29 protein-coding genes and 1 pseudogene are annotated in these 18,234 nt (G+C 61.3%); 24 read left to right on the top strand and 6 right to left on the bottom strand.

The window, feature by feature from the left end; translation table 11 throughout:
- Positions 1–7 precede the first annotated feature (7 nt).
- The 9 genes and pseudogenes from RR51_RS25370 (at position 8) to RR51_RS25330 (ending at position 6,860) form a co-directional block, all read left to right on the top strand.
- Positions 8–342 (top strand): annotated as a pseudogene (locus RR51_RS25370) (transposase).
- Between the two features lie 23 nt (positions 343–365).
- Positions 366–692: a hypothetical protein gene (locus RR51_RS25365; protein ID WP_000091614.1), complete on the top strand. Its 327-nt coding sequence runs from the start codon at positions 366–368 to the stop codon at positions 690–692.
- The gene (locus tag RR51_RS25360; RefSeq protein ID WP_001054412.1) at positions 689–1,069 is read left to right on the top strand and encodes a hypothetical protein; all 381 of its coding nucleotides are present in this window, start codon (positions 689–691) and stop codon (positions 1,067–1,069) included. Before RR51_RS25365 ends, RR51_RS25360 begins: the two co-directional genes overlap by 4 nt.
- A 117-nt stretch (positions 1,070–1,186) precedes the next feature.
- Complete coding sequence (locus RR51_RS25355; RefSeq protein ID WP_065110714.1) at positions 1,187–2,476, top strand: HD-GYP domain-containing protein; 1,290 nt, start codon at positions 1,187–1,189, stop codon at positions 2,474–2,476.
- A 232-nt stretch (positions 2,477–2,708) separates the two neighbouring features.
- Entirely contained in the window at positions 2,709–2,945 is a 237-nt protein-coding gene (locus tag RR51_RS25350; protein ID WP_039615057.1) for a hypothetical protein, read from the top strand.
- 411 nt (positions 2,946–3,356) lie between these two features.
- Entirely contained in the window at positions 3,357–4,211 is an 855-nt protein-coding gene (locus RR51_RS28600) for a hypothetical protein (protein ID WP_152619941.1), read from the top strand.
- Between the two features lie 885 nt (positions 4,212–5,096).
- Entirely contained in the window at positions 5,097–5,411 is a 315-nt protein-coding gene (locus tag RR51_RS25340) for a hypothetical protein (RefSeq protein WP_039615056.1), read from the top strand.
- Positions 5,412–5,458: 47 nt separating this feature from the next.
- A complete protein-coding gene (locus RR51_RS25335; RefSeq protein WP_039615055.1) occupies positions 5,459–6,277 on the top strand; it encodes a hypothetical protein in 819 nt (272 codons plus the stop codon).
- A 271-nt stretch (positions 6,278–6,548) separates the two neighbouring features.
- Entirely contained in the window at positions 6,549–6,860 is a 312-nt protein-coding gene (locus RR51_RS25330; protein ID WP_039615054.1) for a helix-turn-helix domain-containing protein, read from the top strand.
- 23 nt (positions 6,861–6,883) lie between these two features.
- Here RR51_RS25330 and RR51_RS25325 read toward each other — a convergent pair whose 3' ends face one another.
- The gene (locus tag RR51_RS25325; RefSeq protein WP_039615053.1) at positions 6,884–7,282 is read right to left on the bottom strand and encodes a type II toxin-antitoxin system RelE/ParE family toxin; all 399 of its coding nucleotides are present in this window, start codon (positions 7,280–7,282) and stop codon (positions 6,884–6,886) included.
- A 388-nt stretch (positions 7,283–7,670) separates the two neighbouring features.
- On the opposite strand from RR51_RS25325, the gene RR51_RS25320 reads away from it, so the two are divergent.
- The 5 genes from RR51_RS25320 to RR51_RS25300 all read left to right on the top strand — a co-directional run bounded on the left by RR51_RS25320 (position 7,671) and on the right by RR51_RS25300 (position 9,144).
- Positions 7,671–7,871 (top strand): hypothetical protein, encoded by a 201-nt coding sequence (locus RR51_RS25320; RefSeq protein WP_039615052.1) that lies wholly within the window; start codon positions 7,671–7,673, stop codon positions 7,869–7,871.
- A gap of 165 nt (positions 7,872–8,036) precedes the next feature.
- Positions 8,037–8,330: a hypothetical protein gene (locus RR51_RS25315; protein WP_039615051.1), complete on the top strand. Its 294-nt coding sequence runs from the start codon at positions 8,037–8,039 to the stop codon at positions 8,328–8,330.
- Positions 8,323–8,640 (top strand): hypothetical protein, encoded by a 318-nt coding sequence (locus RR51_RS25310; protein WP_152619940.1) that lies wholly within the window; start codon positions 8,323–8,325, stop codon positions 8,638–8,640. The genes RR51_RS25315 and RR51_RS25310 overlap by 8 nt, the downstream gene beginning before the upstream one ends.
- Positions 8,633–8,890, top strand: a complete 258-nt coding sequence (locus RR51_RS25305) for a hypothetical protein (protein ID WP_039615049.1) — start codon at positions 8,633–8,635, stop codon at positions 8,888–8,890. Before RR51_RS25310 ends, RR51_RS25305 begins: the two co-directional genes overlap by 8 nt.
- Positions 8,887–9,144 (top strand): hypothetical protein, encoded by a 258-nt coding sequence (locus RR51_RS25300; RefSeq protein ID WP_039615048.1) that lies wholly within the window; start codon positions 8,887–8,889, stop codon positions 9,142–9,144. The genes RR51_RS25305 and RR51_RS25300 overlap by 4 nt, the downstream gene beginning before the upstream one ends.
- 1,082 nt (positions 9,145–10,226) lie before the next feature.
- Here RR51_RS25300 and RR51_RS25295 read toward each other — a convergent pair.
- The 5 genes from RR51_RS25295 to RR51_RS25275 all read right to left on the bottom strand — a co-directional run bounded on the left by RR51_RS25295 (position 10,227) and on the right by RR51_RS25275 (position 12,857).
- A complete protein-coding gene (locus RR51_RS25295; RefSeq protein WP_039615047.1) occupies positions 10,227–10,517 on the bottom strand; it encodes a hypothetical protein in 291 nt (96 codons plus the stop codon).
- Between the two features lie 34 nt (positions 10,518–10,551).
- Positions 10,552–11,193, bottom strand: a complete 642-nt coding sequence (locus RR51_RS25290; RefSeq protein ID WP_039615046.1) for a ParA family protein — start codon at positions 11,191–11,193, stop codon at positions 10,552–10,554.
- 135 nt (positions 11,194–11,328) lie between these two features.
- On the bottom strand, positions 11,329–11,796 hold the full coding sequence (locus RR51_RS25285) for a hypothetical protein (protein ID WP_039615045.1): 468 nt from the start codon (positions 11,794–11,796) through the stop codon (positions 11,329–11,331).
- 26 nt (positions 11,797–11,822) lie between these two features.
- On the bottom strand, positions 11,823–12,110 hold the full coding sequence (locus RR51_RS25280) for a hypothetical protein (RefSeq protein ID WP_039615044.1): 288 nt from the start codon (positions 12,108–12,110) through the stop codon (positions 11,823–11,825).
- 90 nt (positions 12,111–12,200) lie between these two features.
- Positions 12,201–12,857 carry an XRE family transcriptional regulator gene (locus RR51_RS25275; protein ID WP_039615043.1) on the bottom strand — a complete coding sequence of 219 codons (657 nt, stop codon included), beginning with the start codon at positions 12,855–12,857 and terminating at the stop codon, positions 12,201–12,203.
- Positions 12,858–13,005: 148 nt separating this feature from the next.
- Here RR51_RS25275 and RR51_RS25270 point away from each other — a divergent pair, with 148 nt between their 5' ends.
- The 10 genes from RR51_RS25270 (at position 13,006) to RR51_RS25225 (ending at position 18,141) form a co-directional block, all read left to right on the top strand.
- On the top strand, positions 13,006–13,230 hold the full coding sequence (locus RR51_RS25270; protein WP_152619939.1) for a hypothetical protein: 225 nt from the start codon (positions 13,006–13,008) through the stop codon (positions 13,228–13,230).
- The gene (locus tag RR51_RS25265; RefSeq protein WP_039615041.1) at positions 13,227–13,787 is read left to right on the top strand and encodes a hypothetical protein; all 561 of its coding nucleotides are present in this window, start codon (positions 13,227–13,229) and stop codon (positions 13,785–13,787) included. Before RR51_RS25270 ends, RR51_RS25265 begins: the two co-directional genes overlap by 4 nt.
- Before the next feature lie 278 nt (positions 13,788–14,065).
- Complete coding sequence (locus RR51_RS25260; protein ID WP_039615040.1) at positions 14,066–14,464, top strand: hypothetical protein; 399 nt, start codon at positions 14,066–14,068, stop codon at positions 14,462–14,464.
- Positions 14,464–14,889: a hypothetical protein gene (locus tag RR51_RS25255; RefSeq protein ID WP_039615039.1), complete on the top strand. Its 426-nt coding sequence runs from the start codon at positions 14,464–14,466 to the stop codon at positions 14,887–14,889. Before RR51_RS25260 ends, RR51_RS25255 begins: the two co-directional genes overlap by 1 nt.
- The gene (locus RR51_RS25250; protein WP_039615038.1) at positions 14,886–15,065 is read left to right on the top strand and encodes a hypothetical protein; all 180 of its coding nucleotides are present in this window, start codon (positions 14,886–14,888) and stop codon (positions 15,063–15,065) included. The genes RR51_RS25255 and RR51_RS25250 overlap by 4 nt, the downstream gene beginning before the upstream one ends.
- Positions 15,066–15,067: 2 nt before the next feature.
- Positions 15,068–15,733, top strand: a complete 666-nt coding sequence (locus tag RR51_RS28595; protein ID WP_052261111.1) for a hypothetical protein — start codon at positions 15,068–15,070, stop codon at positions 15,731–15,733.
- A gap of 122 nt (positions 15,734–15,855) precedes the next feature.
- Entirely contained in the window at positions 15,856–17,142 is a 1,287-nt protein-coding gene (locus RR51_RS25240) for a site-specific integrase (protein WP_052261110.1), read from the top strand.
- A 29-nt stretch (positions 17,143–17,171) separates the two neighbouring features.
- Entirely contained in the window at positions 17,172–17,414 is a 243-nt protein-coding gene (locus RR51_RS25235; RefSeq protein ID WP_039615037.1) for a hypothetical protein, read from the top strand.
- A complete protein-coding gene (locus RR51_RS25230; RefSeq protein ID WP_039615036.1) occupies positions 17,411–17,779 on the top strand; it encodes a hypothetical protein in 369 nt (122 codons plus the stop codon). The genes RR51_RS25235 and RR51_RS25230 overlap by 4 nt, the downstream gene beginning before the upstream one ends.
- A complete protein-coding gene (locus tag RR51_RS25225) occupies positions 17,776–18,141 on the top strand; it encodes a hypothetical protein (protein ID WP_052261109.1) in 366 nt (121 codons plus the stop codon). The genes RR51_RS25230 and RR51_RS25225 overlap by 4 nt, the downstream gene beginning before the upstream one ends.
- Positions 18,142–18,234 lie beyond the last annotated feature (93 nt).

Genomic DNA, 18,234 nt, shown 5'->3' with positions numbered 1-18,234 from the left:
TCTCCTGATGGCAGCCCGCATCACCGACGACGAATGGGACGAACTGACTCCCGAGAATTTCGATACCACGGCACTGCTGCGTGCAGTCGATGCCGTGGACGTGCTGCGCGGCGATTTGAATGACAGCGCAGACGGCGCACCTCCGCAACTGCGCACCGACCTGTTGAAGCTGCATCAACTGGCAATGGCCGCGTTCAACGAGGGATCACGCAGCCGAGTGGCTGAGCTATTTGATCTCGCCGTGGATCTTCAGGATCAGGTTGATCATCTGATGACCTCGCTGGAACAAGTGCAAGAAACCCTGTCCCGGTGACGGCGCTCTACCCAGAAAGCCTGTCCTGAATGTTCTTGGAGACAACCACATCATGAGCCGCAGCCGCCGCAAAACGCCCATCGTTGGGCACACGACCTGCCGTAGCGAGCGCGAGGACAAGAAACTCTGGCATCAGCGCTGGCGAACCCACGAGCGCACCGCGCTGGCCAGCGCGTCGCCGGAAGCTCTATGCGCCCATCTGCCTCTACTGGAAAACCAGGTCAGCAACGTCTGGTCGATGGGTAAGGATGGCCGCTCCTACTGGCCCATCAAGCGCCAGGCCGCCACGGCGGATCGCATTGCCAACCACAAGGGACGCAATCCGCAAGAGCGCGCCTCCCTGAAAAAGCGTCTGCTGCGCAAGTGGATGAGCAAATGAACCTGTCCACCATCGAGGCGCTGGCTATCGCTTGGGCGCGAATCGCTGAAGAAGCAGAACTCCCAGCCGGCTACGAGGGCACGGCGACGCCAGAGGCGCATCGGGCCTGCGAGGTGATCCAGGAGCGGATTCGAGAGCACGTCGTCGCCACCAATGACATGCGGCTGTTCGGCCTGCTGCACCTGCTTGGGCAGGCGTCGCTGCGCATGGAGCAAGCGCTGTGGCCGGAAGAATATGCGCGGATGACCCGCGAGGTCGAGGAAGCTCTCCGAGAGGCCGACGACCCCAACGCCAAGTCGTACACCCACGAAGAAGTCATGCAGGCGATGCAGGAACGCATCGACCGAGCGCGAGACAAAGCCATGTTGATCGGCTGACGGAAATTTCGGCGGTTCCGGCTGATCCAAGAATCTTGGCGTGACCTTACCTCCGCTCTACCGCTGGGTGCCAGCCTCGGCGCACGCCTAACCACCCAACTCAGAAAGGAAAATAAGTTGGTAAAACGCATTCCCGTATCCGAGCTTCGTCTCGGCATGTACATCCACAAGCTCGCCTGCTCTTGGGTTCGACACCCATTCTGGCGCGGCAGCTTCCTGCTGACCGAGCCTCAGGATCTCTCTGCCATTCGAGAATGTGGCGTCGGGGAGGTCTGGGTCGACTTGGCCAAAAGCCAAGTCGACCCAGAGAGCCCAGAGAGCCCAGAGAGCCCAGAGAGCCCAGAGCCCAGAGCCCAGAGCCCAGAGCCCAGAGCCCAGAGCCCAGAGCCCAGAGCCCAGAGCCCAGAGCCCAGAGAATTGTCGGAGGAGCAATCTCTGCCGTCTAGTCCACTAAGCAAGAAAAGTGACGGCGCAACCTCAATGGAGAGCGAAATGTGTTATGCACGGAAACTCTGTCTTGCGGCCAAGTCCCAAGTCATGGACATGTTCCAGGAAGCCCGGCTTGGCAAGGCCGTCGACCCAAGCACGACGTTGCCGCTGGTCGGAGAAATCGCTGCCTCGGTGCTGCGCCAACCTCATGCCCTCATCAGCGTCGCACGCATCAAAACGCACGACGATTACACCTACCTGCACTCGGTTGCCGTCTGCGCCCTGATGCTATCGCTGGCCCGGCATCTCGATCTAGACGAGGAGCAAACGCGCCTGGCTGGCATCGGCGGACTGATGCACGACCTAGGCAAGGCCGCGATGCCGCTGGAAGTGCTTAACAAACCAGGCAAGCTCACCGATGCCGAGTTCGCCATCATGAAGCGCCACCCTGTGGAGGGCGCAAAGATGCTGCGCGCAGGCGGGGCCGAGCCCGGGGTGGTGGACATTGCCCTGCACCATCACGAGAAGATCGACGGAACCGGCTACCCGGATCGCTTGGCCGGTGACGCCATTTCACTCCTGGCCCGCATGGGCGCAATCTGCGACGTCTATGATGCCGTGACGTCGGAGCGAGCCTACAAAAAGCCGTGGGACCCGTCCGCGGCGATGCGGCAGATGGCCAAGTGGGAGGGCCATTTCGACAAACGCATCTTCCACGCCTTCGTCAAGGCCGTGGGCATCTACCCCGTCGGCTCCTTGGTTCGCCTGTCCTCTCAGCGTCTGGCCGTTGTCGTTGAGCCGGGAATGGAATCACTGCTGACTCCCAAGGTTCGCGTGTTCTTCTCGCTACGCTCGAGAGAGCCGATCCCGATGCAGACCATCGACCTGGCGGCCACGAGTTGCAAGGACAGTATCACTGGCCCCGAAGACCCGACGCTCTGGAACTTCAAGAACCTCGACGACTTGTGGATGGAATAGCCCCCACAAAACGACGGCCCCGTGAGGGAGCCGTTGAACATCGTCGAGCGATGCCCGTCCAGGGAGGGATGGCCGAGCTCGATTCTCCAGAAGGTAGCTGGTGACACGAGTGTTGAGCCCACCCAACTAGGGTGACGGAAATTTCTGGGGTTCCGGCTTACATCCCCTGGCCGGATAATATTAGCTCAGCGGCTAATTCTTCCGCTTGCCGAGGTAGAGAGGGAAGCACCCAATGGCAGCAACACCCGAACCCATCACCACCAGCGCCGCCAAGAAACGCCCGCCTATCGGGAATCCGCTGGTGTTCGACAACCCTAACGATACGGTGGCCGCCCTGCGCGCCTACCTGGCGGACATGGCCGAGAGCGAGGCGGTAGACGACGGACGGCCGCGCGGGCGCTACCTGCGCATCATGGTTGCGCTAGGGGCGGTGGATAGCCTGCAGGAAGAAAAACTTCATCACAGATAGTGGAAAGCTGCTGAACGCGTGATATGCTTTCCGCATCCGGCAGAAACGCCGGGAAAGGATTCTAGAAAAAACAAGGCTTTAGAAAAAAGAAAACCCCGGGTCGCCAAACCCAGGGTTCTCGGTGATCTGCAAAGCTAAACTCTGCGAATCGCACAAGTCAGAGTTTAGCGGTCGATCCCCTTCTAAGCAAGCCATTGCTAGTGGGATAGCTGTTAGATGACTGACTGTCTGCCCGAGATTGGGCAGGTCGCGCCTACTATGTGGGGGCGCAGACCGTACGCGTACCCAGGCGCCAACCTGGGGACCGGCAACCGCTGCGGGCACACGCCCGATCAGTTCGCTGTCGATCGCCTGGCCTTACCCAAGGTCAAGGCCGACCATGGCTGTCTGCCGCGCGTCCTCACCAAGAACATGAAACGGGCTGTTGAGTTCTTCAGCGACCCCAACGTCATGAAGTCCCTGGGTTTCCACCAGCACAAATACAACCTTGATGGCAGCAACCGCCAGGTGCGCAGCGAGAACCGCGAGGCGGTCAGCCTGGTCTGGCACGCCATCGCCTCGGCCATCGACCTGGCGTCCCTGCGCGTGGGCTACTACCTCAAGGACGGTCAGTTCAAGAACTACAGCGCCCTCGACCTGGCCGAGCGCTGCGGCATGGTTCGCGAAGGCCGCGACCCGGACAACCGCGAGGCCGTGAAGCGCTTCCCCACCTCCCGGTTCTGGCGTGCCTTCAAGTGGCTCAAGAACGCCGGCGCCATTACCGTGTTCGAGCAGTACGAAGACAAGGGCAATGACGAGCTGCGCGGCCGGCCGGCAATCAAGACGGTCAGTGAAAAATTCATTCGCCTGTTCGGCTCGATCACCGGCGGCGTGATGAAGAAGGCCCGCGATGCAGCTTACAAGCGCGTGGCCATCTTCCTCGCCCGTGCGCGCATCTTCGGTATCCAGACGGTGGACGAGGCCGACGAGCTGGAGAAAGGCCTGCAGGTGGACCTTATGCTGCGCGAGGTGTTCGGGACCAAGGCCAAGAACCAGAAGCCCAGCCGTGCCCACAAGACCGTCAGGGTCAACGTTCACCGCGACTCGCTCGACCTGGACGTATTGCGCACCGAGTGGGAAATCTACGCGGCCAAGCTCACCGCCGGCATTGAGGCCAAGCTACAGCGGCCTTTGCGCGGCGCCGAGAACGTCAAGCTGTTCGCCCAGGCCGGCGGCCTGAGCTTCAAGGCCTGGCTGGAAGCCAAAGGCATACACGAAACCTCCTAGACACCGCTGTAACCTTCCCCGATCCCTCGGGCGCTTCGTCGTGGGCGCTCGCCAACCCTCCCTCCGCATCACCCCAACCCCCCCTGTTTATGCCCCCTGCAGGCCCTCCCACAGGCCTGTTCAACCCCTTCCCCGACCCCGATTTCGCAGTTATGCACAGGCCGCGCGCGGTCAGTCCAGGGCCGCCCTTATTAGGTGGGTCTAAAGCGGATTTAAGTAATAACTGTACTTTTCCCCATTCGTACCTGAAAAGCAGGGCACGCCCTATGGGGCTGCCCGACTAGGCCTCGGCTACGCCGAGACAGCTTTCTGTTTCGCCTGGCTACGCCAGGCAGATGAGGCCTGCCCCACTTCGCGCCTACGGCGCGGGGGCAGGGGAACGTGCCCACTTGAGGCCGCCATCCCGCCTTGGGGCTTCCGTTCCAGTCAGGGCCGCGCCAAAGCCTCTAAAAGACGCCAGAACGCGCTAGCGACCCTTCCTTCACTACGCCGGCGCTATCGCGCCTGTAGGTCGCGCATACGCGCTCCGGGTGAACAGTGAGGGGGGTGGGTCCAGCCCTGTTGTCGGCCTGGTCGATCGCCGGCGCCGGTGCGGCCGAGGGCGACGATTGTCCGTGTTCCGGTAGACCTTCGGCAGGCCAGGTTCATGCCGGCGGGTGGGCTCGACCTGGTGCTGCAGCGATCGACGGCAAGTAAAGAATTAACGAATTAACGAATATTCCGAACTGGTCGGGCGCCTGCCCGCAGGAGGTTGCGCCCGGCGCCGGCGCAATTCGCTCTGAAAGGTAACGAATTAAAGAAATAAAGAATTGACGAATTAACGAATTATCTCTAGATTTAGCTCCATGGCTTGGCCCCCAAGCCCAGCAAATACAGGAGTTCGCCATGCACCATGCCACCCCGTCGCAACACGCTGCAGCGTTGCTGCTGGACGACCCCCAGGCCCGCCAAGCGCTGCGCACCTTGCGGGCGCGCAGCCTTCTGGCGATTGCCGGCGGCCTGCAGTTCAGCATCCCCCGCGGGCGTTCCCGCCGTGGCGTGACCCTGGTGCATGTGGTGAGCGGCCTGCAGGGCGTTCAGGTGATTGCATCACGGCCGACCCGCAGCGATATCAAGGAAATCGACCGCGCCCAGGGCGTGTTGCCGGGCCAGCTTGGCGCGATCCTGGCACGCCTGACCGGCGTGGAACTGTCCCACTGATTTCATCACCCCCGGCCGACGCTGGGGTTCATTGCGAGCGCGTACCAATGATTGACCCCCTCGACCATGTGACCTTTGAGCTGACGCTATCGCCACGGGCGATGACGGGTACAGAGCGACAGAAGAAACTGCGCGCTGAGCGCAAAGCCAAAGGCATCAAGCCGTTACACGTAACGCCGGGCGAGCGCGAATTGCTGGGTAAGGCGCTGCGCCTGTTCGGTCGCGTCAGTTTTTCCCCTGAGCGCGCCGGTGGTGATGTGGAGGCGCTGTTGAATCGGGTGGTGCCGGGTGGTCCGCAGGGGCAGGAGCTGGATGACTTCGCCCTGCTGGAGGTCGGAGACGCCGACCTGCAGCCGCGCTGGGACAGCTACAGCAGCGATTTTGCCCGCGCGGCTACCGCCTTGGGCGTACTGCGCCTGCGCAACAACCAGCACGCCGAACTGGTGAGTGCGGTGCAGACGCTCAAGGGGCGACTGGTGGCGGCCGGTCTAGACGATCAGGTTGGTCAGCATCAGGGGCGTGGCGAGTGGTACTGGAACAAGACACCGCTTCGCGACTATCGCGCCGAAGGTGCTCCGGAATACATGGAGCGCCAATCCGCTGGGCTGTCCGTGCTCGATGAGCGCGACCAGCTGGCCCGCGAGGTTGAGGCGTTGCGCCAGGAGCGCGACCAGTTCGCCGCGACCCTGGCCGAATCCCGCCGAATTTCCTATGAGCGTGAGCAGGCCCTAAGGCGCGAATTGACTGAAATCGAAGCTTGGGGAGAGCACTACCGGCGGCAGCGCGATGCGGCCCGGGCGGAAGCCGAAAACCTGTTGGAGGTTGTCCGGGGCTTGCAGGAGCTGGCCCAAGAACTGGGGCGATGACCTTCGACGAATTGCACGGTCGGTAGGTGGGTCTATTTTCGGCAGGACCACAACCTGTTGTGGTTCGCCGGAATCTCGACCGGATAGGTGGTAGAAAAGGTACAAGTAAACGCTTGCATAGGTTACAAAAACTGATAATATCCATATCGTAAATTACGAAAGCCGGTTGCATGCCCCTTAGGGATCATCGGTTTTCATCGTTGGTGAAGCATGCCGCTTCCCTCGTCTTTTCACGTTCGTAACCTCCGCGTACACAGGAGGACGTCAAGTGATGAATCAGAACCTATTCGAGCTATTCACAACCGATCCAGTTGAATACAACATGAAACACCTGAAAACTCAGTTGTTCATGTCGTTAATCACATTGATCCGGCAAAAGGGGTGGTCACAAGCTGACGCGGCCAAGGAGCTGCACGTTAGCGCGCCACGCATGAGCAACCTGTTCAAGGGTTACTTGGAGAAATTCTCAATCGACGCACTGCTAGAAATGCTCGTGCGCGTTGGGTATAAGCTGGAGACGGACTTTGTACCGGATCAGCCCGAGCAGCCTTTGCGCATGACCCTAAAAAAGGCGATGCTGTAACAGCCATCGCCTGAAAAGTCACCTTACTTCTGTTGCTTCTTCGCTTTTGCGTCCGCCTGGCGCAAGCTCTTCAAGCGTTCTTTCACAACGGTTGCGATTTGCCGATCGCTTCCGTTGGTGGTCTTCTCGGTCGCGTGCAGCACCACGATCTTGCCTGTTACCGTTGTGGTGTAGATCACGCGCCACGCCGGGCTGCCGTTGATGATCAGCTCGTACGTGCCGTGCCCCAGTGACTCGCCCAGGTGCTTCACATCGCACGTTGGTTCGAGGTGGTTCATCAGCAGGTACAAGCTGTTGATGAACCGTTCGCGGTGGCGTTCGGGGACCTTTTCCAGCTCTTTCTTAGCGCGCTGGGGGTGGAACTCTACTTGCAGCGGGGTTTTAGCGGCGGTGTCGGGTGTAGCGTTTTGCTTCTTGGCCATTAGGCACCTCATATTGGGTTAGGAATCGCGTTAAGATTTTCATTACTCATGCCTCTTAGGCTGATTAATTAATGGCCCGATGAAGTGCACCAGGCGATTAGCTAGATACGTGAAGGCACGTACCTAGGCTCATAGTTACAAAAACGTGTAACTTTTGCAACTTAATTCTGCGGCGCCTGTCGAAAATAGTTTGACCTGCTTAAGAATTATCCACTTGTCAACTTCATTAGTTGAGTTAGTTGCTCGGGCATTTGAGTGCAGCGCAAGGTTAGCGACGAGCCCTGCGACCTGTTGCGGGCGTGTGAAAGGTGGGCGTTAGCGTAACGACAGCGCCCCGGGGAAGTGATTACACTGGGCCATCATCCAACCAATGCAAGGAGCAAGACCGATGCAAATGAGCGATGCCGGTGAAGTGATGCAGGTGGCGGGGTATGGCCGGGCAAACGAGTTGCTGCAGGAGGGGTGGTTTCTGCTGGCCGTCGTACCTCATAGCAACAATCAAGGCCAGGCGCATGTGGCTTACGTACTGGGCAAACCACGGCAAGGCAACGCCATCGGGGTGCTGCCGCCCAAGCGTCTGCAGCCATAGGATGCAGTGTCCATAACGGATTTTCCGTTAAATCGAGGCCCCCAGTTCGCAAGAGCCGGGGGCCTTTGTTTTGCCCGCGTCTCCCAAAATGACGGAAATGGGCGACCAAAACCGCTAAAGTGATTTCGACGCACCCCACCCCTCTACGCAAAAGGAGTTGTACCGATGACCTATGAAGCTGTGAGCGCCCAGCACGCCCGCCGTGAGGCCCTGTATGCCAGCCAGCTGGACGGCCTGCCGACCGAGCTGCATCCGCTGCTGGAGTTGCTACCCGGGGTTCCGCGTATGGCGTTGGTCAGCCAGCTGCATGACCTGGCGCATGGCACGCTCGCTTCGCGGGAGCAGGAGACCGGCATTGCCCTGGGCTACATCTTCGCCGCCCATCTGCGCGGCGAGATTGGCCAGGCCGAGACCGAGGCCTTGCGCGCCTTCGTCAATGGACTGCGCCGCCGTGTCTGAGCCCCTGTCCTATCGCGGCCTGGCCGACCTGACCCTGACCTACGGCGCCGCGCCCGGGCTCAGCCGCAGCGCCGAACGCCCGGGCGTGAGCGTGGTAGTCAGCCGCCACGCCGCCGGCGCGCCGGTGTCGGTGCTGGTCGATCGCACCTTGGGCGTGGCCCTGCTGTTGGGGCCGGCCATCACCCGGGCGACCCTGGCACTGCCCGATGGCACCGTGCTGGCCGGGCCGGTGCAGGCGATTGCCGAGAGCGGCGACTACTTCGAGATTGCCGCCGGCGCGCAAGGCGACCAGGGGGAGCGTTATGCGTAACGGCAACGAACTGGTGCCCGGGCTGGTGCTGCCGCCGGCCTACCACGGGGTATTCCGCAAGCGCTTGGCCGAAGTCGAGGCCGCCGGCAGCGCGGTCAATTGCCTGATCGCCCAGGCCCGCGCCGAAAGCCTGGTCGAAGCCCTGGAAACGCTTACCCAGGGCATCGCCGCCCAGCACATCGAGCGCCTGTACCTGCTGATCGAGGACGCCGCCACGGCGCGCCTGCTGGAGCTGGAGTGCGAGCAATGATCGGCCAGGCGGTGGATGTGAACACCCTGCGCGTGCTGGCCGGCACCCGCCAGGTGCGCGACGCGGTGGCCGGGCGCTGGGAGGAAGACCGCAGCCAGTGGACCCTGAGTATCCGCGTCGGCGGTCCCACGGCGCGGCTGATCCCCATTCGTTCCAAGCGCGAGGCGGTGAAGACTTGGGCCAAGCTGGATACCCTGGTCAAGTTTGCCGAAGAGGCCGGGCTAGAGGGGCTGCGCGTCGAACTGGAGCGCTGAGGTTGTGACAGGAAAAGTTCTTTTAGAGATGTATAGGAGAGAGGACTGGGTGTCGGGTTGGTATACTCGGCCCAGCACCTCGCTGCTGGCCTTCGCCGGCATTGCCCGTGGGCAGTATGGCTACCTGAAAGGCGCGGTATGCTGGCGGTGTCGGTGGGCTGTAAAGCGGCTTGACGAATCAGCGCCGGGAGCAACGTGCCGAACAAGTACGCCGGCGTGAACGCCGTCTAGCTGTCGGACTGGTAAAATGATGGCCGGCGGCTGGCTGACCAGGGTCATATCAAGTGTGGCTGGTACACGCCCGGGCGCGTGGTAATCTCGGGACCGAATCGCAGGCACAAAAAAACCGCCTGGACGGGCGGTTTCTTTGTGCAATCCGAAATGGACGTTTCGGGTCGCGGTTCGCTGATAGCGTCAACAAGTCCGATACTAAATACAGTGAAACTGTTGCGCAATAGCCGGGCGCAATGAGCAAAAAGGGTCAGCGGCGTTCACGGCGCTTCATGAGGGCATTGCGAACGTCACGGCGGTTAATGCGAATTGCGGGGATTGATGGCGAATGTCCCGGGGTTTCAGCCGGTTGCGTGCCGTCTATTGGTAGGGCCGGGTGGAGTCAAGCCACGTTCGTCATTTGGAAAAATAAACTTCACATGCGCGTAAAAAGACTTTTTTTAGTCAGCGTTTCAGTGGTATGAAATAACACGACAGGCGGCTTGCTGCCTGGGGGCCTCTCAACCGCGTCTGGACAACGCGCCGGGAATCGAGAGGGCCGATGAACATCCTGGCTCGCTGATAGCGTCAACACCCTTTCGGGGCTTATCAGTGAAACCGTTGCGCAGCCCGGTAGGCGCAGCGGGCCAGGACCTCCTTTTATGGGGGTTCTATGAAACTACGCAAGCGTGTGGTCGATACCGTCAACCTGGCCGATTTGTTGGCCAAGATGGCGAACGTTTACCGGGCCTGGCTCTGGTTGCGCGACCACTTCGATAGCTAAGCTTTACCAGCACTATCGCAGTAGGCCCCGCCACTCGGCGGGGTTTTTTTCGCCCATTAAAAAGCCCCGCTGCGGCGGGGCTTGGGGGTCACTTCCTGGACCTGGGTTCAATCAGGTCTTTGAGGTCGTCCACGCTCTTGCCGTGGCGTTCCATGTATTCCAGCACCGCCGTGATCATGATGCGGGTGGACGAGGTTTTGTGTTCGTGGGCGAAATCGTCCAGTGCATCCTTGAAACGTGCTTCGGGCTTGAAGTTCAGCGGAACGCGCTTATGCGGATCGTCCTTTTCAGTGGCGTTGCCCAGGACGGGGGACAGCTCGCCGCGCTTGGGCGGTGCGCCCTTGCCTGCAGGGATAGGTTTTTTGACGACGGCGACCATGGCAGGCTCCAAAATTCGTTAATTCTTCAATTCGTTATTTAGTCAGCTTAGTCAGCAGACTGTCAACTTCGGCCACCATCTTATCGGCTTGATCGCGAGGCCCGGCAAAATGGGTCTCGACGATCGACAGGCCGGCATCCTGAGCACGGCGGTAGCAGGGTTGCTCATACAGGGTAGGCAACAGGGTGTATTCAGTTTCGAGCAGGTAGGCCCGGCATTCGACCAATTCGCGGTCGCTGCTACCCACATGGTTCAGCACCAAGGCAATGCGCGCTGGGTCAATGCCATGCTTGTCCACCATCGTATTAGCCAGGCGCACGGTGGGGCGCATGTCGGCCTTGGCCATGCCGGTCGGCAAGATGATCAGATCGCACGCTTTGGCCAGGTCAACGGTCATGGACGAGGCCAGGGGGCGGCCGTCAAAAATGGTCAGGTCGTACTTTTCCGAAGCCTTGATCGCACTGGCGGCGGTGCCGAAGGCCTGGACATTGATGGGGGTCAGCTTGTCATTTTGCAGGCGATCGAGCACCCATTCGTAGCTGCTGGACTGGTCAATGTCCATGTCGGCCAGAAGCACATCCCAGCCGCCCAGGGTGTAGGTCACGCCAATGGCTTCGCAGATGGTGGTTTTACCCACGCCGCCCTTTTGCGAGAAAACGCCGATACGCTTGCCCATTACCGCCTCCCTATTCGTTAAGTCGTTAATTCTTTATTTCGTTAACGCGGCGAGTATAGGTCGGCCTGGCGAGGGCATCAAGAAATTAAATAAATAAAGAATTAACGAATTAACGATTAATGGCGCCCGGCCAAGTCATGCAGCTTGCACGAACTGGCCGGCGCCGGCGCTGCTGGAGGCAACGAGAGCACTGATGTGGTGGTAAGCGGGGGCAGTGGTGCGGCCGTTGCGGCCGTTGCTGCTGGCGGCGCGGGTCAGGCGCGTCAGGGTTTCCGGCACGCGGGAACGGGTCTGATTGCGGTTGCGGTTGCTGCTGTGGTCGTCGGCCAGGGCGCAGCAGGTGGCCAGGACCATGCACAGGGCGCGTGGCAGCAAAACGCCCAAGACGAACCCCCGGGCGACCATGTGGCCGGGGGTCTTGGCGCCGAGCTTGTCGCGGATTTCCAATTCGGCCAGGCGCAGGCTGGCAGCATCGAGCTGGGTAGCCTGGAGGATGGCGGCCTGGTTATTGCCGTTGGCCATTGCGGCCAGAATGTCGCGCTGCAGCGGGGTGAGGTTTTGCCCAGGGACGGCTATCACATCATCAGTGTTCAGGTGGTGCATGGCGCTTCTTCCTTGATCGCGAGGGGTTACGGCTGGACTGTGAGGCTACCGACCGCCAAGGCCATCTGGTCAGAGTCCTGGCAGGCTTTCGTGGCCACCAAGTCAATGCGCTGCAAGGTCTGTTCAAGGTCGCCACCGCCATCGGCGGCCTGTCTGGCATAAGCCTGGATCATCGCCAGGACGGCGCCCTGGTGATGCAAGAAGGTGGCGACAATGGCACGGTTCTTCTCGCAGAAAACCGGCACAATGCCATTGCCCGAGGGGGTCAGCAGGCTAGGCGCGGCGTGGGGTTGGGACAGCGACAACTGGGTCATACGTGAACCTATATCCGTGGTGTATGTTTTCCACTTTTAGTGGAAAAGTAAGGCAGATTTAAGCCCCTTCTGTGAGGGGCTTGAATGCAATTATCGCCGTTTTGTGGTCAGCACCACACGGCCGATGATCTGGTATTTCTGCAAATCGTCCGCGCTGACCTTCTGGTCGGGATACTTGCCCTGGTCGTCCGAAGCGATCGAATAGGTGTCGTCTATTTCGGGCCGTATCCAGCGCACCCATACCCGGCCATTAACCAGCAGGGCGAACATGTCGCGTTCGTCAGCCACATCGCGGCGGCTCATGTCGAGCAATAGCGGGTCGCCCTTGCTGGCTGTCAGGTGCATGCTGTCGTCGGGCATGCGAATGACCATCAAGTCACCCGGCGCGACACCTAGTTCGGCCAAAAAGGGTTCGCGCACGGCCAGGCAATCATCCGCCAACGAGCTGTCGAGCAGCAGGCCCGGCGCGCTCGGGGAGGCCATGGGATACACATAGTCCTTGGCGTGATCATCCGAGTCGAGGCCAGCCAGGTAACTGGCCGGGCGGTTGTAGATTCTGGCCAGCGCGGTGAAGGCCTCCAGGCGGGGCGAGCGCTCGCCCAGCTCCCACATGTTCATGCCGGTTGTGCCTACCGGGCTACCCTCGGGCGTGGCTTTCAGTTCGCGCACCGCCTCTTCCAAGGTCCACCCCCGGTCTTCCCTGCACTTGCGCAAGCGCTGTCCGATTAACCTGGTCAGGTCGGTCATTGCTAGGTACTTCTCCGTTCAGAATCCCCGCATTTTAGCGTTAAATCCCCTGCGGATACACTAATAGTGGAAATTTTTAAGTTTTTCTTGCGCGTCTCTTTAACAGCAGCCAATATTTCCACTATCTGTGATTTACAGGTCACTAACTGTGAAATTCAACGACTGGGTAATGGAGCAAGGCGGTGTCGCCGCTGCCGCTGAAAAGCTGGGCGAGAAGCATTCGGCCGTGCGCAGCTGGTTCTACGCCGAGCGCCCGCCGAAGCTGCAGGCGGCCATCAAGATCATTGAGGCCTCTGAGGCGCGCGTGGACTTCAACGGCATCTATGGGCCGATTGCCAAGCGCCTGCACGGCTACAAGGGGGGTGATGAATGAGCTGGGCACGCCTCCCTGCCGGCCTGTCCAGTGACCCGGCGGTGCTGCAGATTGAGCGCACCTTCGGGCTGGCCGGCTATGCCCGCCTGACCAAGCTGCTCGAGCAACTGGCCGCGCACAGCGACCCCTATGCCGGCCGCCTGCGCCTGCAGCGCGAGAGCTTGATGGACCTGATGCAGGCCCATGAGGGCGAGCTGGAGGCCTTCTTGCAGTGTCTGTGCGATGTCGAGTTGGCCTCCGTCGTGACTGGCGTCACGGTTGAAATCCAGTTCAAGCAGCCAGAGCGCTTCCTGCCCGAGCCGGCACCGGCGCTGCCGACCGATACGGCGCAGTGGGCATTTTGGCTGCAGACCGAGTTGAACATGCCACGCCCGCTGGTGGATGACCCGCACGCCGTAGCGCTGTACCGCCGCTGGATCGCCTCCAACGTGACCGTAACGGAAATGCACGACGCGGTGACCCAGGCTGTTGCCGCCAAGGATCAACTGAGCCCGGCCGGCCTCCACAAGCATGTCCACGCGGTGCGCTCGGCTCGCCTGGCGAAAGCGCGCGGCTGACCGATGCGCCGTCGTTACTCATTGCAACACTGCCGCTGCACCTCAAAGGCTTGCGGCAAGCGCTTCAAAGGGCGTCCAGGACTGACCCTGTGCCCCGCCTGCGGCCGAACTGGCCGGCTGGACAAGTGGGCCCAGGCACGACCCTGGCGCGCCAAGACCTGCCGCTGTGACGCCTATCCATACAACCACCGCCGAGGCGGCGGCCGCTGTAGCGGTCCGCATTGCTGGCCCAGCTTGCCCGGAATCACCGGCCTGCCGTTCTAAAGGGAGTAGTACACATGATTATCATTGGTCTGGCCGGCGGTAAGCCTTGTGACCGTAACGAAATCGCCCAGCGCCTGGTGCGCTCCGGTGGTGCCCGTCTGCAGGCCTGGCAGGGTTCGGAGTCGACTTATACCGGTGCCCGCGTCCGCGACCTGACTGCCTTCCTACATGAGGCTAACCGCAATCGCGCCTTGGGCGGTCTGATCCTCACCAACGTCAACACCGAGCAAGAGGCCGAAGAAATCCGCCGGCATGGCGGGGTGATGTGGCATGTGATGGGCGCGCCGTCGATGGCAGTGCCGATCCGCAAGGGCGATCCCTTGGTCACGCACATGCAGGGCGGTTGCCGGCACTTCCGTGACAGTCTGGAGCAATTCTCCGAACACCTGCTGTCGATCGCGGCCGCACACTGATGTACGGCCGTCGCGCTGCGGATATCGAGTCCTTACTGCAGGCGTGGGCCGTGTGGTGCCATGGCGACTCGGGCCTGCTGGGCGGCGGCAGCACCATGCTGGCCAAGCTGATCGAGGGCAAGGGGCAAATCCTGTTCGGCGGCAGCGGCGGGGCCAGTTCGCCCCGTGACGAAATCGAATCCCGCATTGAGGCCGCGGTGTTGGCCATGGCCGCCAAGTCGCCTGACCGCGCCGATATTTTGCGCATGGAGTATTCAGCCGGCTGGTGGGGTGTCTGCGCACGCCGGCAGATCAAAGGCTATGACCCGCGCGGCACTGACCAGCTCAAGCGCGCCCTGGCCATGGGGGTGAGCCTGCGCACCTACAAGCGACGCCTTGCCGAGGCCCGCGAAGAAATTCAGACCCAGCTGAGAAACAAGCCATGACCCCCGAGCAAACTGGCCAGATGAAGGCCTTCATTGTGGCCCTGGCGGACCACTACGACGCACCGGGGCCAAGCCCCGAGAAGACCGCCGAGCATTACCAGCTCGCCGAAAGGGCGCGCCTGTACCGCGCCATGATCCTCACCGACCTTGACCCCATTCCACCACGGAGCGAATGACCATGGCAGCGAAACCCACCAGCAAGGCCGCCAAAGAGGCTGCAGCCGCTGCGGCGGCAACTGAGCAAGGCACCCCGGCGCCGGCCGCCACTACCCAGCCGATCGAGGGGGCCGCGAAGTCGCTGACCGATGCGGTGCCGAAGACCGTTACAGAGCCGCCGGCATCCAGCCAGGCGCCTGAAACCCCTGTTGCATCGAGCACCCCAGGCGTAGCCATGGACCTGCAGACGGGCGCTCTCACCTTGCAAGGGGGCGTCGTTTCGCCAGAGCTGGTTGAGGCTGCGACCATTACCCGAGCCGTTACCGTAACGGCCGATGAGGGCGCAGCCCTGCAGAGCGTATTTGGTGCGGATGATTCGCCAAGGCCGTGGCCGGGCCTGGTGCGTGCGGCCAGTGATGTATTCAGCGAGCGTCTGCGCCAGGTGGTTGATGAAGACTTGGCGCCGGAGCGCGACGACACCTATGTCAATCGCGAGCTGGTGGGGGCGGCCATCTGCTACGCCCTGCCGGCCTCCAGCTTGCCACTGCATCGCGTTGTGTTCTCCTGGCCATTGGCGCCCGGTACGTTCAAGCCAACCAGCCCGCGCGCCTGCCTGGTGAAGGCGGCGGCGTTGATCCTGGCCGAAATCGAACGCCTCGACCGCGCTGAGGAAGCCAGCGCCGCCTGATATGCATCACTCTGCCACCCCCATACTCGCAGCATGCCCGGCATTTTCATGGGTAGGGGGTGGCTACGTCCTGAGCGTGGCCTGACGCCCTGAGCGGTCCGGCCACCTACCTGGTAGCCGACATGACCGACTGCAATACCCTTCACATCAAATTCACTGACACCGAGCTTAAACGCTTGGCGTCTGCCTCCACCGTTCGCGATGTGCGTGATGCCCGTTATCCTGCACTGCACTTTCGCTTCGGTGCTGACCGTTCCCGTGGTTCCTGGCACATCGTGCGCCACATCGGCGGCAAAAGCCCTTCCAAGAAAATGGCCAATTGGCCCGATATCCCCGCGAAGGCCGCCATCGAGCTGCTGCCGGTCAAGCTGGCTGAGCTGACGGCCGATCCGTCCAGCGTGATTGGCGTGGCCGGGTGGGACCGGGCCGGCGACCTGCTGCGCTGGTTCAATGATCGTGCCGAGGCTGACCGAGGCCTGTCCAAGAGTCGCCGTAACAACATCCGTTCGCTGATCGCCTGCCAGCTGCTGCCGCGCCTGGGCTCGCTGCGCTTGGTGGAAATGACCGGCGAGACCATTGATGAGCGGCTGATCTGGCCCATGCAGGCGGTGCGTTCGCTGGCCTATACCAAGCAAGCCTTTGCTCTGCTCAAGCTGCTTTGTAAGCGTGCTAAGAAGCTCAAGAAGCTGACCATCAACCCACTGGCCGACGTAGTGTTCAGCGACTTCACTGAGGTGCGGGTGCGGCCCAAGGCCTGCGCGCTACGACCGCAACAGGTTGCGGATATCGCCCAGCAGGCGGCCGAGCGATGGGAGCGGCAGGCGCAAGCGGCCATGTTGGTGCTGCTGATGCTCTGTCATGGCTCCCGTATCCGCGAAACCACCCTGGCCAAGTGGTCCGATTTCGATTTGGTGGAGGGCGGTGAGTGGTTCATTCCGGCCGAGCACACCAAGACCCGCAGCGAACTGCGCCTGCCACTGACGCGCCTGGTGCTGTGCCTGCTCAGGGCTTACCGCGAGCGGCAGTACCGGTCCGGTTATCGCGGCGTCTACCTGTTCCCGCGTGGCGATGGCGCGCCGCTGACCGAGCGTCAAGCCCAAGACAGAGTGGCGGTGTTTGATGGGGAGTGGACGGCGCATGACCTGCGCAAGATCGCTCGCAGCATGTGGGCGGACTTGGGCGTTGATTACCTGATTGGCGAGCTGCTGCTGAATCACGCCCTGTCCGACCTCGACACCGCCTATATCCACACCCATGCCCAAGCCCTGAAACGTGACGCCCTGGAGCGCTGGCATTTGTGGCTGCAAGCGCGGGGCCTCCCTTTTTTTGCGCCCGAGACAGCACCGAGACAGCCGGTTTTGAGCGTCACGGCCGAAGCCAATAACCACGCGGCCCCGGCCACGTTTTGAGCATCCATTACTAAGGAGAATGTTAGGACATGAAAAGAGACATCATTAAACTGCCTCGCATGCCGTTTGACCCCGATGCGAACGCTGACGATATCTGCAGCATGGCGTTCACTCTCCATGGCGAGTTAAAGGGAATTTTGCCAGAGGGTAAAAATCACCGGGCCCGGCTGTTGTTTGTGTTGAATGTTCTGGCTCGGTCTGAACCTCAGCATTCTCCCGAGCGTCAGCGCCTGTCATGGCGGGAGCGCATCACCGGGAGGCTCAAGCCATGAACCAAACAAAAGCGCTGCGTGATCTGCTGGAGCTGGTAAAGGACGAAAGCCATGCCCTTTGCTTCCAGACCTTTAGCCAGTACCGGCAGGCGCTGGCCGGCGAGATTCGCCGCCAGATCATTAAGGTGGTGGCTGCAACCGAGTACGCCGACCCGTGGAACAAGGCGCCCAAGTGGGCTACCCACCGCCTACAGGATTGGACTGGGGATTGGTATTTCGTAGAGGTACATGCCCCAGGCATCTATACGGAGCGGGTTGAGGGAATGTACGTCGACGGCAAGCCGGTGATTGGACGAATGTTCACAGACTGCAACATGGTCGCCGGCACGCTACAGGCTAGGCCTCTGCCGGAGCCGCTAGCGTGACGGGTAACGCCAAGGTTAAGCCGGCCACCAAGCGTCAGCAGAAGCGCCGGGCCAAGCTCAGGGAGAACAAGGTCAAAGAGCTGACCTTTGAAACCACCGAGGCCACGTTTGCAGAGCTGCAGGCCTCAATGGCCACCCGGGCAGGGCTGGGCGAGCCTTACACCGTCACCGAGTACATGAACGCCCTGGTGCGGGAGGATGCAGCCAGGCTCAAGGGGCAGATTGCCGATGCCCAGCAGTACCCGTGTCGGCAGTGCGGCAAGACCCTTCCCGAGGGCTGCAAAGGGGCGTTCAAGGGTGAGCTGGCTTGTCTGCACACCCCGGCCAGCTGGAAGCTACTCATTCCCACACGGGTGCTGTGACGGGTAACGCTAAAACGCAAACGCGTTGGGTCGATGGATTTAGGTTGGCACTTTTTTGTACCTTTTTCCCTATCGTGGCGTGTTTGCGTTCAC

Source organism: Pseudomonas sp. C5pp (assembly GCF_000814065.1).
In the GTDB taxonomy this organism is placed as follows: Bacteria; Pseudomonadota; Gammaproteobacteria; order Pseudomonadales; family Pseudomonadaceae; genus Aquipseudomonas; species Aquipseudomonas asiatica.
This window is presented reverse-complemented; position numbering and strand designations above follow the sequence as displayed.

Excerpts from the sequence above, each read along its gene's own strand:
- RR51_RS28600 (WP_152619941.1), top strand. The coding sequence starts at position 3,357 with ATGAAACGGGCTGTTGAGTTCTTCAGCGACCCCAACGTCATGAAGTCC.
- RR51_RS25340 (WP_039615056.1), top strand. The coding sequence starts at position 5,097 with ATGCACCATGCCACCCCGTCGCAACACGCTGCAGCGTTGCTGCTGGAC.
- RR51_RS25240 (WP_052261110.1), top strand. The coding sequence starts at position 15,856 with ATGACCGACTGCAATACCCTTCACATCAAATTCACTGACACCGAGCTT.
- RR51_RS25290 (WP_039615046.1), bottom strand. The coding sequence starts at position 11,193 with ATGGGCAAGCGTATCGGCGTTTTCTCGCAAAAGGGCGGCGTGGGTAAA.
- RR51_RS25300 (WP_039615048.1), top strand. The coding sequence starts at position 8,887 with ATGATCGGCCAGGCGGTGGATGTGAACACCCTGCGCGTGCTGGCCGGC.
- RR51_RS25325 (WP_039615053.1), bottom strand. The coding sequence starts at position 7,282 with ATGGCCAAGAAGCAAAACGCTACACCCGACACCGCCGCTAAAACCCCG.
- RR51_RS25260 (WP_039615040.1), top strand. The coding sequence starts at position 14,066 with ATGATTATCATTGGTCTGGCCGGCGGTAAGCCTTGTGACCGTAACGAA.
- RR51_RS25350 (WP_039615057.1), top strand. The coding sequence starts at position 2,709 with ATGGCAGCAACACCCGAACCCATCACCACCAGCGCCGCCAAGAAACGC.
- RR51_RS25250 (WP_039615038.1), top strand. The coding sequence starts at position 14,886 with ATGACCCCCGAGCAAACTGGCCAGATGAAGGCCTTCATTGTGGCCCTG.
- RR51_RS25305 (WP_039615049.1), top strand. The coding sequence starts at position 8,633 with ATGCGTAACGGCAACGAACTGGTGCCCGGGCTGGTGCTGCCGCCGGCC.
- RR51_RS25265 (WP_039615041.1), top strand. The coding sequence starts at position 13,227 with ATGAGCTGGGCACGCCTCCCTGCCGGCCTGTCCAGTGACCCGGCGGTG.
- RR51_RS25255 (WP_039615039.1), top strand. The coding sequence starts at position 14,464 with ATGTACGGCCGTCGCGCTGCGGATATCGAGTCCTTACTGCAGGCGTGG.
- RR51_RS25235 (WP_039615037.1), top strand. The coding sequence starts at position 17,172 with ATGAAAAGAGACATCATTAAACTGCCTCGCATGCCGTTTGACCCCGAT.
- RR51_RS25320 (WP_039615052.1), top strand. The coding sequence starts at position 7,671 with ATGCAAATGAGCGATGCCGGTGAAGTGATGCAGGTGGCGGGGTATGGC.
- RR51_RS25365 (WP_000091614.1), top strand. The coding sequence starts at position 366 with ATGAGCCGCAGCCGCCGCAAAACGCCCATCGTTGGGCACACGACCTGC.
- RR51_RS25330 (WP_039615054.1), top strand. The coding sequence starts at position 6,549 with ATGAATCAGAACCTATTCGAGCTATTCACAACCGATCCAGTTGAATAC.
- RR51_RS28595 (WP_052261111.1), top strand. The coding sequence starts at position 15,068 with ATGGCAGCGAAACCCACCAGCAAGGCCGCCAAAGAGGCTGCAGCCGCT.
- RR51_RS25275 (WP_039615043.1), bottom strand. The coding sequence starts at position 12,857 with ATGACCGACCTGACCAGGTTAATCGGACAGCGCTTGCGCAAGTGCAGG.
- RR51_RS25280 (WP_039615044.1), bottom strand. The coding sequence starts at position 12,110 with ATGACCCAGTTGTCGCTGTCCCAACCCCACGCCGCGCCTAGCCTGCTG.
- RR51_RS25360 (WP_001054412.1), top strand. The coding sequence starts at position 689 with ATGAACCTGTCCACCATCGAGGCGCTGGCTATCGCTTGGGCGCGAATC.
- RR51_RS25295 (WP_039615047.1), bottom strand. The coding sequence starts at position 10,517 with ATGGTCGCCGTCGTCAAAAAACCTATCCCTGCAGGCAAGGGCGCACCG.
- RR51_RS25230 (WP_039615036.1), top strand. The coding sequence starts at position 17,411 with ATGAACCAAACAAAAGCGCTGCGTGATCTGCTGGAGCTGGTAAAGGAC.
- RR51_RS25285 (WP_039615045.1), bottom strand. The coding sequence starts at position 11,796 with ATGCACCACCTGAACACTGATGATGTGATAGCCGTCCCTGGGCAAAAC.
- RR51_RS25315 (WP_039615051.1), top strand. The coding sequence starts at position 8,037 with ATGACCTATGAAGCTGTGAGCGCCCAGCACGCCCGCCGTGAGGCCCTG.
- RR51_RS25335 (WP_039615055.1), top strand. The coding sequence starts at position 5,459 with ATGATTGACCCCCTCGACCATGTGACCTTTGAGCTGACGCTATCGCCA.